This window comes from Streptomyces sp. NPDC059679 (assembly GCF_042734105.1).
In the GTDB taxonomy this organism is placed as follows: Bacteria; Actinomycetota; Actinomycetes; order Streptomycetales; family Streptomycetaceae; genus Streptomyces.
The window spans coordinates 1-16,305 of sequence record NZ_JBHWES010000128.1 but is presented as its reverse complement, the minus strand read 5'-3'; the positions used below and the strand labels follow the sequence as shown (position 1 = coordinate 16,305).

Annotated in this window: 15 protein-coding genes and 1 pseudogene; 14 read left to right on the top strand and 2 right to left on the bottom strand. The window is 63.0% G+C overall.

Annotation, left to right across the window (positions count from 1 at the left end; all coding sequences use genetic code 11):
• Window positions 1–116: 116 nt before the first annotated feature.
• A pseudogene (locus ACFV2X_RS54070) lies at window positions 117–310 on the bottom strand (FAD-dependent oxidoreductase); the annotation flags it as partial.
• Window positions 311–1,380: 1,070 nt separating this feature from the next.
• Complete coding sequence (locus ACFV2X_RS54065) at window positions 1,381–1,629, bottom strand: ArsR/SmtB family transcription factor (RefSeq protein ID WP_385631349.1); 249 nt, start codon at window positions 1,627–1,629, stop codon at window positions 1,381–1,383.
• Window positions 1,630–1,830: 201 nt separating this feature from the next.
• On the opposite strand from ACFV2X_RS54065, the gene ACFV2X_RS54060 reads away from it, so the two are divergent.
• From ACFV2X_RS54060 to ACFV2X_RS53995, 14 genes are all read left to right on the top strand, one after another.
• Window positions 1,831–2,871 (top strand): NmrA/HSCARG family protein, encoded by a 1,041-nt coding sequence (locus ACFV2X_RS54060; RefSeq protein ID WP_385631347.1) that lies wholly within the window; start codon window positions 1,831–1,833, stop codon window positions 2,869–2,871.
• Entirely contained in the window at window positions 2,861–3,052 is a 192-nt protein-coding gene (locus tag ACFV2X_RS54055) for a transposase (RefSeq protein WP_385631345.1), read from the top strand. Before ACFV2X_RS54060 ends, ACFV2X_RS54055 begins: the two co-directional genes overlap by 11 nt.
• A gap of 291 nt (window positions 3,053–3,343) precedes the next feature.
• Complete coding sequence (locus ACFV2X_RS54050; RefSeq protein WP_385631343.1) at window positions 3,344–6,184, top strand: LuxR C-terminal-related transcriptional regulator; 2,841 nt, start codon at window positions 3,344–3,346, stop codon at window positions 6,182–6,184.
• A gap of 204 nt (window positions 6,185–6,388) precedes the next feature.
• Complete coding sequence (locus ACFV2X_RS54045) at window positions 6,389–7,681, top strand: hypothetical protein (protein ID WP_385631341.1); 1,293 nt, start codon at window positions 6,389–6,391, stop codon at window positions 7,679–7,681.
• Window positions 7,674–8,393, top strand: coding sequence for a 7-cyano-7-deazaguanine synthase (locus ACFV2X_RS54040; protein ID WP_385631338.1), 720 nt, complete (start codon window positions 7,674–7,676; stop codon window positions 8,391–8,393). The genes ACFV2X_RS54045 and ACFV2X_RS54040 overlap by 8 nt, the downstream gene beginning before the upstream one ends.
• A gap of 1 nt (window position 8,394) precedes the next feature.
• Window positions 8,395–8,775, top strand: coding sequence for a 6-carboxytetrahydropterin synthase QueD (gene queD / locus ACFV2X_RS54035; protein ID WP_385631336.1), 381 nt, complete (start codon window positions 8,395–8,397; stop codon window positions 8,773–8,775).
• Window positions 8,772–9,338 (top strand): GTP cyclohydrolase I, encoded by a 567-nt coding sequence (gene folE / locus ACFV2X_RS54030; RefSeq protein WP_385631333.1) that lies wholly within the window; start codon window positions 8,772–8,774, stop codon window positions 9,336–9,338. The genes queD and folE overlap by 4 nt, the downstream gene beginning before the upstream one ends.
• Window positions 9,339–9,489: 151 nt before the next feature.
• Window positions 9,490–10,251: a hypothetical protein gene (locus ACFV2X_RS54025; protein WP_385631330.1), complete on the top strand. Its 762-nt coding sequence runs from the start codon at window positions 9,490–9,492 to the stop codon at window positions 10,249–10,251.
• A 25-nt stretch (window positions 10,252–10,276) separates the two neighbouring features.
• Window positions 10,277–11,131: a glycosyltransferase family 8 protein gene (locus ACFV2X_RS54020; protein WP_385631329.1), complete on the top strand. Its 855-nt coding sequence runs from the start codon at window positions 10,277–10,279 to the stop codon at window positions 11,129–11,131.
• A gap of 65 nt (window positions 11,132–11,196) precedes the next feature.
• Window positions 11,197–12,369 carry an MFS transporter gene (locus ACFV2X_RS54015; RefSeq protein WP_385631326.1) on the top strand — a complete coding sequence of 391 codons (1,173 nt, stop codon included), beginning with the start codon at window positions 11,197–11,199 and terminating at the stop codon, window positions 12,367–12,369.
• Window positions 12,369–13,343 carry a 2,3-diaminopropionate biosynthesis protein SbnA gene (gene sbnA, locus ACFV2X_RS54010; protein ID WP_385631325.1) on the top strand — a complete coding sequence of 325 codons (975 nt, stop codon included), beginning with the start codon at window positions 12,369–12,371 and terminating at the stop codon, window positions 13,341–13,343. The genes ACFV2X_RS54015 and sbnA overlap by 1 nt, the downstream gene beginning before the upstream one ends.
• 108 nt (window positions 13,344–13,451) lie before the next feature.
• The gene (locus ACFV2X_RS54005) at window positions 13,452–13,763 is read left to right on the top strand and encodes a hypothetical protein (RefSeq protein WP_385631322.1); all 312 of its coding nucleotides are present in this window, start codon (window positions 13,452–13,454) and stop codon (window positions 13,761–13,763) included.
• 516 nt (window positions 13,764–14,279) lie between these two features.
• Window positions 14,280–14,948, top strand: a complete 669-nt coding sequence (locus ACFV2X_RS54000) for a 7-carboxy-7-deazaguanine synthase QueE (RefSeq protein WP_385631320.1) — start codon at window positions 14,280–14,282, stop codon at window positions 14,946–14,948.
• Between the two features lie 103 nt (window positions 14,949–15,051).
• Window positions 15,052–15,984, top strand: coding sequence for a UDP-glucuronic acid decarboxylase family protein (locus ACFV2X_RS53995; RefSeq protein ID WP_385631318.1), 933 nt, complete (start codon window positions 15,052–15,054; stop codon window positions 15,982–15,984).
• Window positions 15,985–16,305 lie beyond the last annotated feature (321 nt).

Genomic DNA, 16,305 nt, shown 5'->3' with positions numbered 1-16,305 from the left:
CCGACCTCTCGCCATTCATCGGCCCGCTCCGCCCCGCGCCACGGGTTCGAAGCTGCCCTTGATCACCAGCCTGCCGGACAGATTCTGCAGGTCAGTGGCGTCATCCTTCTGTGTGGTGCCCTGCCCAGCAGCACCTGCTTGGACAGCGGCGGACGGTCGTACGGCTCGTACGGCTTATCGCCGATCATGGTCAGCGATCCGATGACTCCATGTCGCGCAGGGTCTCCGCCGCGCGCAGACCCGCCGGCGAGGCACCGACGACGATCCGGCCCTCCCGCCGAAGGACCTCGACCTCGCTCTCAGCCGACACGGGCCCCACCCCCTTCGTCGGCTCGTCGGAGTAGTCGACGGGGATGGCATGGACCGGACAGGCCGCCCGCAGACCGGCATGCCTCTCCATTACGATCAGCCTCTTCGGAGCGGAGGCTCGCCAAGCGGAAGCGGCCGCGGGCCACCGGGAACCCCAGAGGCTTCAGATGGTCCGAATGGCCATTGAACGCCTGTTCGGCAGCGCTATCTGCCTTGCCCTCCCAACCCACCGGAAGGGCGATGCCCGGGCAGGACGGATCCGACGGTCGGCCCGTCGTCGGGCGCGCGACGTGAGCTGAAGGGCTATAGCCACTCCGTGGCGGCAACGCCCGTCGCAGGACTTCTTTTGGTCTGGCTTATCTTGAGATTATTGATCAGTCCAGACCGAGTGCTCTGATGGCCGCGTTGATTTTTCGGTGGCGTACGGTTGCACGGAATGGCCATTGAGACCGGGGCGGAGAGACTCGCGGGGCACGCTTTCTTGCCCGAAAACGCCCGTCGGTATGAGTGTTTGACTACACCGCATGACGGGCAGTTTATTATTTGAACAATTGGCACGAGGATTTCGGAAGGGGTGCGCGATGGCGTCTGGAAACATTCATGACCTGTTTACTCGAAGATCGCCTACGGCCTGCCCCGGCGTGTCGTAAGTTCACATGAGGGCGCCGTCGAACTCGCGGCGCCTCGGATTTTCTTCGCCCGCCCCTGGAAGCCTCGTGCATTGCTGCGATGCTGGGTTTCCATAGCTGCGCTGATAACGGTGTCTGCATGCCGCCCACCGGGGGGGCGCGCTCATCGGTGCCGCAGCCCGACGCGCGAAATAACCGCCGTGAATAACGGGCTCTTCCTACTTCAGGTGGGGGCAACGGTCGCCAAGTGCTTGATCGATCTGGTGGAACACGCCGCCCTGGTCGATGCCTGGGGGAATGATCGCGGCTAGCGTGGAAAGCGAGGCTTCGAGGATCGCGGAGGCAGGGATTGGTTCCTGCCTCAGTCACGCCCGCGATGTCGCGAGGAGTCTGGTGTGCCGTGCGCCGTTGGTCGCCTCGTGGCGCCCTTTCGTGATCGTCGCTATGTGCCGCGGAGCATCTCCGCGAGTCGCGACAGCGTGCCCTCGTTGCGTTTGTAGTGGATCCACTTGCCGACCCGTGTGGCCTGTACCAGGCCTGCCCGCTCGAGGATTGCCATGTACGAGGAGACTGTCGATTGCGCCAGCCCCGACTTGGCCTGCAGATGGCTGACGCAGACTCCGACCTCGTCCCGGTCGGCTATTGGCTCCCACTGAGCGAACTCGCAGTGAGGGTCCCGCAGCCAGTCCATGATTTGCAGCCGTGCAGGGTTCGCCAGCGCCTTCAAGGCCTCGACCGCAGCCAGAGGGGGCTCGTTCTCCGCGTCGCCTCCTGAGTTCGTTGCCTGTGACGTCGCCACGGTCGCCTCCTCGCCTCTCACACACCATCGTATCTCGATGTGACGAACCGAGTTCGCCCCCAGCCACACATTGACACATCGCGATATCACGATATGGTTGTTGCGTTCACGCCCCTCCGGTATCTGCCGCGCAACTGCCGTCCGCCGCGAACACCGGGGATACACAAGAGGAAGTACACGATGTCTGAGAGCAGCAAGCCGTTGATCGTCGTCGCGGGTGCCACTAGCAAGCAGGGAAGGAGCGTCGCCACCTCCTTGCTTGAGAGCGGCAGGTTCCGAGTGCGAGCCCTGACCCGAGACGCCGGCTCTGCCCAGGCCCGGAGCCTGGCAGGACTGGGAGCGGAGATCGCCGAGGTTCCTCTTGCGCTGGGTCACCAGCGCGAGCTCGTCGACGCGTTCAGATCGGCCGAGGGGGCCTTCCTGATGACCCCGCCCATCGCGCCGCCCTCCACCGAGGAGTTCCCTCTCGGGCGCCAACTCGCCGATGCAGCGGTCGAGGCCGGAGTGATACACGTCGTCTTCAGTGCTCTCGAGAACGTCGACGAGCGGTCCTCGGGCACCAAGTACGCCCCGCACTTCACCGACAAGGCGCTCATCGCGGAGTACATCCGGACTCTGCCGATCGCGCACACCTTCATCATGCTCTCGTTCTTCTACACCAACGCGCTGGAGTACTACACCCCGCGCATCGATGGTGACACGGTGCTCATGCCTTTCTACCTCCCCGAAGACTTCCGTGCCCCGTTCGTGGACCCACTCACCGCGACCGGGCCGGCCGCCCTCGAGGTGTTCTCCAACCCCGACACCTACCGCGGCGCCTGTCTGCCGGTCGTGGGGGACGTCATCTCCCCAGCCGAGATGGTCGAGGAGTTCTCCCGCGTCACCGGACTCAAAGCCGAATACCGCAGCGCCTACTCTCGCGAAGACCTGCTGACCTACTTCCCCGCGCTGGGAGAGAACCCTCTGCTGGTCGACGAGACCCTCGGCATGGTCCAGTACGCGGTCGACCTCGGATACTTCCGAGACGACCGCGACACGACGTGGAGCCGGCGCATCGATCCCAACACGCTGAGCTGGGAACAGTTCCTCCGCAAGACCGACTGGCATGGCCAGCCGGTCACCTTTGGTCACTAGACCCATCGCCGACGTCCTCGCCTACTTCGACACCGGCCGCGCCAACAACGGCGGCGCAGAGGCCATCAACGGACTCATCGAACTCCAACGCCGCATCGCACGAGGCTTCCGCAACCGCGATCACTACCGACTACGCATGCTGCTCATCGGAGGCGGACTCACCAGCCCCCACCTGAAGTAGGAAGAGCCGAATAACGGATCCATCTCCCCGCGGAATCGCGAAAAGGTGACCACGAAAGGTCGGGATTTTCATGGTGGGAGCGCACCCAAGGTGAAAGCGCTTGCAGAGAATGCCCGCAGCGGGCGGATATCACACAGAGGCATCAATCCGGTGTGACGAAGTGGCACCGGCCCGGCGGGCTGCGCCGACGGCAGCTGTACTGACCAAATTCTGGTACGTCTACTGGCAGACGCTTGCCGACGGGTGTGAGTGCCATCTCCGGAGTTGGTTTCTCCCAATCAGGAGGCTCGAATGACGTATACCAGGACCCGGCACCGTGGCATCGTGGGCCGGGCCGAGCTGCTCGCAGAACTGCAGTCGGCAGGTCAGAAGAGTATGAGTGCCGGGCTCATCTGCCGTGTGGTGACGGGCGAGCCGAAGGTCGGACGGACGTCCCTGCTTGCCATGGCGTGCCGTACCACCGCGTCCAACGCAGGATTGACCGTCCGTATCGGGTGCGCCCGGCACGCGAACCGGCTTGCCTCGGCGCTCGCTGACGGTCTGCTACGGCTGGCCGCCGAGCATCGCCGTGCCGACGTCGACCGCGCCGCGGCGCTGCTGCGGGCCACTGTCCGGCCCGGGAACACCCGATTACTCGGGCAGACCGAGGACAGCGCGCCTGTCGGCTTCCAGGACCTTGTGGGGGCACTGACGCGCGATGCTCCTCTGGTGGTCGCGTTGGACGATGTCGACCAGGCGGGCCCCGATGCGCTGGTCCTGTTGCGCCGCGTGGTGCGGGACATGGCCCATCTGCCGGTGATCCTCATTGCCTCGACCCGATGTGGCGAACCCCCCTTCGCGCCGATCGAGCTCGCGGATCTGCTGCTCGGTGCCCATACGATCGTTCTGCCCGGGCTCTCCGAGCAGGAGACCGCCGCCCTGCTGGACGCTCGGCTGAACCGCCGGTTCGACGCGGATTTCGTCACCACGTGTCACGAGGTCACCGCCGGCAATCCCTTCATGGTCGGTGAGCTGTGCGACTGGATCCGCGCGCACGAGTCTGTTCTGCGCGATCCGGCCGGTCTGCGGAAGGCCGGGCTCCCGTCGGTGGCCGAGGTGATGATGGGCCGTGCGAGCCGGATCGATCCGCAGGCTCGGGCGGTGGCCGAAGCCATCGCGGTCGCGGCGAGTTCCGGCGAAGCCGATCCCTCGCTGGTGGCGCATCTGAGCGGAAACCGCCTCGAAGACACGCTGGCCACGCTCGACCGGCTGGTCCGGATGCGTCTTGTCACCGACAACGACGCCGTGGCGCTGCGCCACCCGCTGTTGGCCCCCGCGTTGCTCAAGGCCATGACGCGGATGCGGCGCAACGCGGCGCATCTGGCGGCCGCCACATATCTGAACGAGCGCCACGACACCGCCCAGCGGGTGGCCGGCCACCTTGTGGCGTCGACCGTGCCCTTGGACACTACCTGGTCCGTCGACGCCATGATGACGGCGGCCAGATCCGCGGGGACCGGCGCGCGGGACCGGGTGCGCTACCTGGAACGAGCCGCCCGCGCCGGCGTTGACGGGGTGCGGTCCCGAGTTGCGCCCGAGCTCGTCGCCGCTCAGCTGGAGCTCGACCGCAAGGGCGGCCTTCGCCGCGGGGTGGACATGCTCGGCCGCGCCACCGACCCAGTGGTCCGCCGCCGTCTGCTCGGACTCATCGGTGCCACGCTCTGTGAGGGTGAACCCGGTGACGACGAACGCCAGGTTCTGCAGGCCGTGCAGTCCGCTGTGGCGGGGACGGAATTTCAGGATTGGCCGCACGCCTACCGTTCCCTCATCCGGTCGCTACCGTCGGCGTCCGACTCAGCCGCCCGGCCCGTTGACGACGTCGGACTCTCCCGCGGGCCGGACAGCGCACGGCCGTTCCACGCATCCGCGGCGATCGGTGCCTTGTCGGCGCATCTCGCCGGTGACGATCCGCAGGCCGCACTCCGCCGCGCGCGCGAGGCCCTTCAACACGACCTCGACGACCTCCTGCTGCACCCGCTCGCGCTGCCGGCGGCTCTCACCGTGCTCATCAACAGCGGGTACCAGGAAGAGGCGGCCCTCGCGTCCCGGCACCTGCGCATCGACGACGTAGGGCGGCTGCCTCGCTGGGTGCAGGCCAAGGTCCAGTTCCTCCAGGCGGTGGGGCACTACAGCGCAGGCGACCTGGCCGCGGCGCGCAGCCTCCTCACCGGTCAGCTCGAGGCCCTGACTGGACGTGGCGGCCACGCATACCACCGGCTCCGCGTGTGCATGGTCGGCGTACTGGCCAACATCCACCTCGACCTGGGAGAGCCGGACGAAGCACAGGCGCTGCTGTGCCGGCACCACTGCGACGGCAACCTGCTTCCCGTGTGGCACTACGCCGATGTGCTGCTCGCCCGGGCGAGACTGCGAGTGAAGGCCGGTGACCTCCTCGGCGGTGGCGACGAACTCATCAATATTGTCCGACGCGGCCGGCCGGCGGGCCTGGATGGGCCCGGGACGATCTGCTGGCGGATGGACGGGGCCACTCTTCTCGATCAGACCGGGCACCGTGACGAGGCACTGCGACAGGCCCGCCGGCAGGCGGAGTTCGCCGAGCGGACCGGCTCGCCGCGAGAACGGGCCCGGGCGCTGCGTGTGAGGGGCGCTCTCTCCAGCGGAGTGGAGGCCATTCGGCTGCTCACCTCGGCGGTGGATCTGCTGGAGGGGACCGGCAACGACCTCGACATGGCGCGCACCGCGGCCGAGTTGGGCACGGTACTGTCGCACCTGGGCAGAGATCAGGAGGCTATCGCCGCGCTGACCCGGTCGGCACACCTGACGGTCGGCTGCGGTGTGCGTGATCTCGGCGACCGGGTACGGCTGCAACTGGTGGCCCTGGACCGGCGCGCCCCGCAGGATGTCTCAGTCCAAGGAATCCTCTCGCTGACCCCTCGTGAACGGCAGATCCTGATCGACGCCGTGCAGGGTCAGGCCAACAACAAGATCGCGAGCAACCGGCACATCACACGTCGTACGGTCGAGCTGCACCTGTCGAGTGCCTACCGAAAGCTCCGCATCTCCGGCAGGGACGAGTTCGGCAAGATCCTCGGGAGTCCCGGCTGGTGGGAACTCCTCGTCGGCGGGGACTGACCTGGCGTTCACCGCCCCTCGGCAGGCCGCAGTGAACACTTCGGTGGTGCACCGTGATGTGGAGAGATCCCCGGCGCACAAGAATATTGCCATCACGGATGCACCGGCCGGAGTGTCACCTCGGCATCGGACAGCGCGCATTGGGAGACGTCCACAAGGTCGATACGGGAGAAATCCATGCGGGTAGGCGCAGCACTGGAGCACGTGGACTCCGAGCTCGCAGATTTACTGCATTCGGAGCATGAACGGCAAGGACAGTCACTGCATATGCTGGCTCCGGCCATGCTCACCACGGAGTGGTTGCGGCAGCTGATGGGAACGGCGGCGTCCAACCTCGACGGAGAGGGATACGTCAGCCTCCCCGACCTTCCCGCCGCACGGGCCGCAGTGCTCGACGGTCGATATCCCGACTCGCGCTCTCAAAAGTTCAATCCTTGCGGGCGATACATGGAATATGCCGAGGCAAGAGCACAACACCAGGTTGCCGACAGTTTTGGCGGCCCCGACCGCACCAAGGAAATCTACGTCAATCTGCACCCGGTTTCCGGTACAGCGGCAAACCTGGCCGCACTGATGGGAGTGGCGCAGCCAGGAGACGTGGTGGTCGCTCTCGAACCCAAGAGTGGCGGGCATATCTCGCACGGGGCAGAATTCCACCTCACGGGGCGGCAGTATCAGTTCACTCACATGTCGCTCGGACCCGGCGACAATGAGTTCCCGGTGAAGCGACTTGGGGCTGTCCTCGAGGAGCAGAAACCCAAGGCCATGCTCTTGGGAGCGTCTTCGTATCCTTGGTCGATGCCGTGGTCGGAAATTGCGAAGATCAAGGCTCAGACCAGCCCTGAGACGATATTCATCGCGGATATCGCGCACTTCGCCGGCCTGGTTCTGACGCGTCACTATGCAAACCCGGTCGGGGTGGCCGACATCGTCACGGGTGTGGGCTACAAATCCATGGGAGGTCCGAAGAGCGGATTCATCCTCACCACCCGGGCCGATATGCACACGGCTGTATCGCGGGCGCTCTTCCCAGGGCTGCAGGGTGCTCCCCGAATGGCGGATATTCTTGCCATGGGCGTCGCTGCCGCATTGGCCACCCAGCCGAAATTCAGGCAGGGGATGTCCGAAGCACTGGCTGTGCGCGCAGGGATACAGGAAAACCTCGCTCAGCGAGGTGTATCCCCGGCATTCGGCGGATCGGACACTCATATGCTGATGCTGCACGCGGGCCGATCCGCAGACGACATTTCTGCACGGCTGGAGGATATCGGCGTCATCCAGAATGCCAATATGCTCCCGGGCGACGCGTCCGGCACCAGGCCGAGCGGCATCAGGCTCGGCACCATCGGCCTTGTACAGCAGGGATTGGTGCGTGACGACGCCGACGACGTGGCCGAGATCCTTGCCGGTGTCATCAAAGGCAGGCTTGAACCAGAGAAGGCGCGGATACGTGTCGGCGAGCTCCTCCAGCGCGGAAGGCGGCGTCTCCATGACTGACGGCAAGAAGAGGCTTGTGCTGCTCAACTCGGGTGGGCCGGATGCGCTGCTCGCCGGCAGCATTCTGTCCGAGAATTACAGCGTTCACTCACTCTTTGTGGACTACGACCAGCATTCCGCGGCGCGCGAAAGGCTATGTGCACAGTTATGCGCCGAATATCTGGACGCAAGCCACTCGGAGCTGACTCTCGACGTATACCGGGCGCACGCATCAGCGATCGGGATGATATCCGGCAAGGGACGATCATCCTCTCTCAACCCGATTTCCGAGTACGTTCCGTTTCGGAATACGTTGCTTTTGGCCAATGCAGTGGCCCTCGCTGAATCGCTGCAGGCCTCTGCCGTGGGCATCGGATCGATCGCCGGCCCATGGGTGACCCCCGACAATCGGCCGGAATACTTCGAGGCACTGCGCGAACTCGTGAACGCGGGGACCCTGAAGACGACGTCCATTGATGTCGAGACACCGCTCCAGGAGTTGAGTAAAACACGGGTGATCGATAAATGCCTCGATCGGGAACTGCCGCTCCAGTTCACCTGGTCATGTCACAACTCGAACACCACTCCCTGCCAAAGCTGCGGGAACTGCGATATGCGATCCACCGCATTCCGTGAGCTGCAGAGGAGCGATCCTCTCATGGGAGACTGGCCGAATGGAACAGCAGCAAACGGAGCGGCAGCCGCTGCGTACGGAGCAGGGAAGGGGAGTTAGCATGTGGCACATCGCCAAAGAGTTTTCCTTCGAAGCGGCACACTTTCTTCCGAACGTCCCGCCCGGCCACCAGTGCGGAAACGTGCACGGGCACAGCTACAAGGTGATCGTCGAACTGGCCGGGGAAACACTGGAGGAAAAGTTTGGCTGGATCCAGGACTTCAGCGTTATCAGTGACGCGGTGAAGCCACTTGTCAAACGGCTTGATCACCGGTTGTTGAATGAAGTCGACGATGGTCTCGCGAATCCTACCAGCGAGGCGCTCGCGGAATGGATTGGCAAGGCCATTGCCTCGGACCTGCCAAACCTCTGCTCGGTGACGGTCAAGGAAACGGAGTCCTCAATGGCTCGCTGGTCGATCGACGGACGGGGGTCCCGATGAGCATCAACGGCAGTCGCATCCAAGGAACCGACATCGATCTCGCCTGCGTCGAGAAGGCCGTACGTGACTTTATGGCCGCACTCAATCTCGACGTGAGCGAGTCGATATGGAAGTCAACGCCGATGCGCATGGCGAAGGCGTATGCGGAGATCCTGTCTCCACCGAAGTTCGAGGCGAGGACGTTCGAGAACACTTCTGATTTTCGCGGCGTCGTCACTTTACGAGATATCTCGTTCCAGAGCATTTGCGAGCATCACTTATTACCGTTCACCGGCGTCGCCGCGGTCACTTACGCTCCAGGAGAGCGAGTGCTCGGACTGTCGAAGCTCGCCTGGGCTGTGCGCCACGCAGCCGCCCGCCCACAGCTTCAGGAGAGAATCACACAGAGCGTCTTGGACTGGCTTGTCGAGACGAGTGGGTGTGAGTTCGCGGCGGTCAAGATCAGGGCCACGCACGCTTGTGTGACTCTTCGCGGCGTACGTGCGGAGGACGCCGAGATGGTCACCGAAGCCTCCGTAGGCGTGCCGCCTCCGCAGATAGCGCTCTCCGAGAGGAGCTCGTGAGCAGCACAGATCCTTCCGCGCGCGGTCGATGATGGCTCAGCAGAGCAGCATTTCCCGTAATCCGGAGCGGACTCCAGACGCCGCTTCTGATGCCGCTCCCGCCGATCCGCGGCGGATTACGGGACAGCCCTGAGAGAGGATCAACCTCTAAATGAAGAAACCCATCGCAGTATCCGAGGTACTGGCATGTATCCATCTGGCACAAGCTGCGCACCATCAGAAACGACAAAACGGCACGGGTGATGATTCCCATCGTGGCCGCTTTGGTGATACGAGTGCTCTGAGCGACTTCTTGGACCCACTTCTCAGGGCCGCACGGCCGATTGCCGGGATGGACGCCCTCAAGGCGTACAGCGGTGCAAACTCGATGACACCCCTGCGTCTTGCCGCAACCGTGGTCCTGACTGCTGACGTTCTATGGCGTCAGGTGAGGGCATCGGATCCCGGCGCCGTAACTTTTCATCTCGGCCCCGGAGCCCCGTCTCGCGAAGCCTTCGAGATCGTCGGTATATCGGAGTTCGGTCAGCCCGTTCCCGAGGGTGAGTCCCCGGACCACCAGCTGCACTTTGTCAGCGGGGCAGGAGAAGGCACCTGCAAAATCCATGTCGCAGGACCGGAGATTTCTGATCGGTTAGCACTTCCTCAAGCCCGCCCTCCCGATCTCGACCTGTTCTTCCGGATAGGCGAGAGTCGCCCAGCGGATCTTGTCGAGCTTCGAGAAGGAAGCATGCTGGAGCGAGCGGCACCCGACCCCGTTGCGCGAATGCGTTCGGTGCCGCTCGTCCTTGATCTCATGATGGGGCGGCGACGGTTCGACAAGACGATAACCCGTGTGGTGTGCGAGGTGGAGGGAGCCGACTCGGTGACCGACGAACAACTGATTGAAGCCGTGAATCTTTTCGACAAGGCGTAAAACTCCGGGATGGCGGTGACGAGAAATGACGAATGCGGAACTCCCTGCTGACCTGCATGTCTCCTTCATATCCGACGAGAACTACCTCATTCCGCTTGCTGCGGCCGGCCGGTCGGTCATTGAATCGTGCAAATACGCGACCTTGACGATTCATGTCGTGTCAGTAGGCCTTTCAAACGCACAGCACGACCGGCTCCGCACCTCGTGGGAGGAGGTCAACGTCGAGGTCAAGTTTTATGAATGGGATCCGCGCCCCTTTGCCGACTGGCCGACGAAGGGGTACTTCACCACCTCGGTCTACGCCAGACTGTTACTCCCTGATCTGATCAAACGATCGGGCCGACTCATCTCGCTGGACTGTGACATGTGCGTGGTAGGTGATCTCTCACCTCTGCTGAAAGTGGATCTTTCCGGTCTTCCCATCGGCGCTGTTCGTGAGCCCTACACGCCCGTCGTGAGCTGGCGGCGGGGGGTTGTTGACTGGGCCGAGGAGGGTCTTGCCCCCGATATTCCATACTTCAATTCCGGACTGATGGTCGTTGATTTGGATCGTTGGCATGAGATGGGCGTCGGTGAGCTTTGTCTGGCCTATGGCAAGAGGCACCTCGATACCCTCGTAACCGTGGACGAGGAGTGCTTGAACGGTGCTTTGAGGGGAAGCTGGACGGAGCTCGGCCAAGAGTGGAACACGGGCCCCTACTGGCGCATCGCCGACCGCCGAACAGGCCAGTTCGAGGATATTCTGGAGCGTCGGCGAGTGATTCACTATCAGGGGATCATAAAACCATGGATAAAAAGGGAGGATTTTGATGACCATGAGGACGCCCATTACTTCTTCGGCTCGCTGGATCGCACCGCGTGGCGAGGTTGGCGTCCGTGATCCCACTGCAAGGCGACAGTAAGGATGTAGCGCCACGATCCCTCCGTGGAATTCCAGGCCAGGCAGTGCTGTTGATCTACTTGTGCACCTTCATGGGGGCGCTCGTTTTCTATCAGCCTGTGGGCGTCCTTTATCTGGGCAGCAGAGGCCTCAACATCACCCAGGTCCTCAGCCTGGAGAGTGTGCTGCTCGTCGGCATGCTGCTGTCCGAGGTCCCCTCTGGCTATCTCTCCGATATCATCGGCTGCAAATGGATCATGGTGCTCGGCTTCTTGTGCGCCGCCGTTAGCCAGCTGATATACGCGGTCGCCTCCGGTTTCGCGCAGTTCGCCGTTTCTTCGGCGTTCTTCGGCGTCAGCATTGCCTGCCTTTCAGGTGCCCGAGACGTTTACATCATGGGTCACCTGGAGCGACTGGGGCTCACGGACGTGAAACATGTCGGTGATGTTTACGGGCGTGTCACCGCGATGAGTCTCGTTGCCGGCGTCGTCTCATCGCTGGCCGGGGCCCAGATGGCCACCATCAGTCTCGCCCTGCCTGCCGTGGTGACGGCGATAGCCTCAGTCCTGGCTCTCTTTACAGCCCTGCTCTTACCGAAGCCACCCAGGACGGAGAATTCAGAGCTCCACCTCGCGTCGTCTTGGCTGGCCGCCCTCCGCGATGTGCTCCGTTCTCCGATGCTCATGTTCTTCGCGGTCACGCCGACCTATGCACTGTTCGCCTCGATAAACAGCGTGGCACAGGTCAAACTGACCCGCTACCACACTGGCGTCGGATGGTTCGGCATCGTATTCGCAGTCTCGACCCTGCTTGCCGCGGGGGCAAGCAGTCTCACCGGACGGCTGGGGCAACGGTGGGGGACGGGCAAAGTTCATGGTGTGGCCATCCTGGGTGCAGGTGTCGCCTATCTCTTCGGAGCACTGCCAGGCGGACCCACCGTCATTATCGCGGCTGTTGTACTGGTCGCCGTGTGCATGAATATCCGGTTGCCGGTCTCCTACGTCATCATGAATGCACATGTGGTGCCCGCCATGCGAGCAACGATGCTGTCGATGGTCGGTTTGATCAGCGGGATTGTTGGCTCGTTGATCAACCCGGCAATCGGTTACGCCGCAGACAAGTCTCCGAATTTATCGTTGGTCCTCGTCGGCAGTGCATTGCTCTTTATCGGAACCGTGTGGTTTTTCGTGTCCGGGCGCTCTGCTCGCCGGGCAAACGGTGAGGGGTCGGAAGGGTAATGCCTATCTATGATCGCCCCGAAAATATTCGTGTCGACGATGTCTATCTGGATCTCCACGCAGTCGTCGACATTCCCGTGCACTTGAAGGTGGAGGCGTTCAACATATCGGGCTCGATCAAGCTCAAGACCGCCGTCGGGATGGTGGAAAGTGCTCAGCGTGCTGGTCTGCTGCCGCCTGGCTCGACGATAGTGGAATCATCGTCAGGAAACCTGGGCGTTGCCTTGGCCATGGTGGCAGCGAGCAGGGGGTTCGGTTTCACCTGCGTCACCGACCCCAACGTCAACCGCATCTGCGTCAAGATGATGAGAGCAGTCGGGGCAGAGGTTCTGGTGGTGGACCAGCCCGACCAGACAGGCGGCTATCTCGGGGTGCGCATTGCCACGGTTCAGCGTCTTTGCGCGGAGTCCGGCGGAAAAATGGTCTGGCTCAATCAGTACGACTCCGAAGTCAACGCCGATGCGCATTACAACACAACGGCGACGAGCCTCTTCGCGGAGTTTCCGAACCTCGACTATCTCTTCGTCGGAACGGGCAGCACAGGAACCATCATGGGGTGTGCCAGATATGCTCGCGACCACAACAAGCCGACGAAGATCATAGCCGTGGACGGTGCTGGATCCGTTACCTTCGGTGGGCCACCTGGCCGGCGGTTCATTCCTGGAATCGGCACCAGCCGGGTGCCGGGAATCCTTGATGCGACACTGTTGGACGATGTCGTCGTGTGCCCGGAGCGCGATGCAGTGGCCATGTGCCGGCGTCTGGCCCAACGGGGCCTGCTTGTGGGCGGTTCGACCGGCTCCGTCTTGGCCTCGGCCGGATCGTACCTTTCAAGGCTGAGTATGGACGGCTGCTCAGCTGTCGCGCTGTCACCAGATCTCGGGGAGCGCTACGCGGACACCGTTTACAACGACTCGTGGTGCCTTGAGCACGCCCTTATCCCTCCAGCGGAGAGAGCTGACGGACCACGCTAACTGAGCGGGATACATGCGCGTCGACCTCTCGAACGGCACGATCCGGGACATCTCATCACGACCGGCTGCCGGCCGGCCGCTGGAACGGCAGGTCCTCAAACTCCAGGCATGATCACCGCTGAGTACGACGAGTTGGTTGCCGCCGCGATGGAGGTCCCGGTTGAAGGCTGGGACTTCCGCTGGATGTCCGGACGCGCGGAGGGCTCCGAGCCTTCGTGGTCCTACCCGGAGACAGCCCGCGCGTTCATTGCCGATGCCGATCGCTTACTGGACGTCGACACGGGCGGCGGTGAACTGCTGGCCACCGTGCAGCCACTGCCACGGCAGACATGGGCGACCGAGAGCCGGCTGCCGAATGTGGCCGTCGCCCGTAAGCGCCTGGAGCCCGGCGCGTGCTGCGCCCGAGGGGTGTCCTGCTGACACAGCAGGTGGGCAGCGATGACTGCGCCGAGCTGAACGAAGCTCTCGGTGCCCCGCCCGCGTACCCTTCAGGCAGCTGGACTTTGCATACGCGACCGAAGCGCTGTCCGCAGCAGGCCTGACTGATGCGGAGGAATAGCACCCGGTGTTCAGCTTCTACGACTCGTCCATCAACTGTGCATGGTCGCCTGGCAGATCTCCGACTTCAGTCCCGAGCGCTACGACTCTGCGCTGGATGTGCGAGCGCACCGGTTTCTGATCGCCGCTGAACGCCCCGTCGGCTGACGGCGGAAGGTGCCCCGCCGTGGGCGGTCGCGAGGCCGGCCCTGACCCCTGCGTAGGTGCGCCGGAGATTTATCGGTAGTGACCGCGATGCATTCTTCCTCAGCGGAAGAGATCCTCGAAGCCGAGGAGATTTCTTCATCTGAAGGAGTTCTCGCCCGTACGGAGGGAGGAGGTGGTGTCATGGACAAGCCGAAGCTGGTAGTGAACGAAATCTTCGGCCCCACTTGAACCGTGCAGGGTGAAGGGCCCTCGATCGGGCGCCGTTGTGCCTTTGTGCGGTTGGGCGGATGCAATCTGTCCTGTCGTTGGTGTGATACCCCGTACACCTGGGACTGGACCGGTGTCGGTGATTCCGGAGTCGCATACGATCCGCGCTCGGAACTGCATGCGATGCCTTATCCGGAGATCCGGGACCGGCTGGCCGCGTACAACGTTCCGCTGATCGTCATATCCGGCGGAGAGCCGCTGAACCAACAGACCAGGCTGTATCCATTGGTTCAGGAACTTCATGGTTCCGGACATAAAATCGAAATCGAGACCAACGGCACGATAATTCCGGAACCTGATCTCGCCGACCTGGTCCGGTTCAACGTGTCACCGAAGTTGCGGCACTCGGGGGATCCGGAATCGAAGCGGATTGTCGCCCGCGCGCTCGAGGTCTTGGCAACACTGCCAGGCGCTGCATTCAAGTTCGTATGCCGCACACTGGCCGATCTGGACGAGGTCGGTGCGCTTGTCGAGCGGTACGGCATCGGCTCGGTGTGGGTGATGCCGCAAGGACGCAACCGCGGAGAGCTGGAGCAGACCCTCGCCGTCCTGAGTGATGCCACCATTTCTCGGGGCTGGAACCTGACGACCCGGCTGCACATCATGGTCTGGGGCGATCGGAGAGGCGTATGACTCCGGTGGTGGCACGTCAAACCATTCATCGAGACAGGCGCGATTCCCGCTGACAAGAGGATCAGCCCCCGCACGTCGGAACGAGCAGAGAGGACAGATGGTGATGGCGAACATACTCGTCACGGGAGGCGCGGGCTTTGTTGGATCTCATCTGGTGGCGCGGTATCTGGATATGGGGCACAGAGTCTTCTGTGTCGACAACTTCCTGACCGGAAGCCGTGAGAACCTGACCGAGTACGAAGATGACAGCAATCTTGAAGTGATCGAACACGATGTGACCACTCCGTTCGACGCTCCTGAAACCGTCGCGGTGGTCATCCATCTGGCGTCTCCGGCCAGCCCCATCGACTACCTGCGCTATCCCATCGAGACGCTTGGCGCAGGCTCGCTGGGTACTCTCAACGCATTGAACCTGGCGAGGTCGAGGGGCGCCCGCTTCGTTCTCACATCGACATCGGAGGTGTACGGCGACCCGGATGTTCATCCGCAGCCTGAAACCTACTGGGGGAACGTCAACCCGATCGGGCCCAGGTCCGTCTATGACGAGGCGAAGCGCTTTAGCGAGGCGCTGACAACGGCGTTTCGTCTTCACCGTGACACGAATACGGGAATCGTCCGTCTTTTCAATTGTTTTGGGCCGAAGATGCGGGGTAACGACGGCCGCGCAGTCCCTACGTTCATCATGCAAGCGCTACGAGGCGAGCCCGTGACCGTTGCGGGCGACGGCTCCCAGACGCGTTCGCTGTGCTACGTCGATGACATCGTAGAAGGAATAGTGCGGTTCACCGAAAGCGACCACAGCGGCCCGCTGAACTTAGGAAACCCTGACGAGGTGAGTGTGCTAGAATTGGCCAAGGAAATCATACGCTTCACAGGGGCGAAGTCCTCCGTCGACTTCGTCGAGCGCCCGCAGGATGATCCCGAGAGAAGGCTGCCCGACATCGCGTTGGCGAAGAGCCAGTTGGAGTGGGAGCCCAAGGTCACCCGAGCTGAGGGCCTCGCACGGACGATCAACTGGTTCGAGGCCCACCGGTGAGACGCACGCACTCAGCCACGACTTCCACGTCGGAGTTCTGCAAGACGCCCGGGCTCTGTGGGCGCCAGAAACTGGGCTCTTGCAAGATTTTTGGGCTCTGTCGCTGATTTGTGGGTGACTGCCATCCTTGGTCTGATGGGAACCTGTGCCGTTCGGAAACTCATCGCTGCTGCTCGGAGCGGGTCTGGCGTTCCATCACGGTCTGCTGGAACCCTGTCCGGGTGTACGTCTCTCTGGTGTACCAGGTGGCTCGGAAGCTGCTCGCGTTCCCGGCGTTGCTGTTGCGTCGGGACGCGGCCAAGGACGCGGAACTGCTTGTGC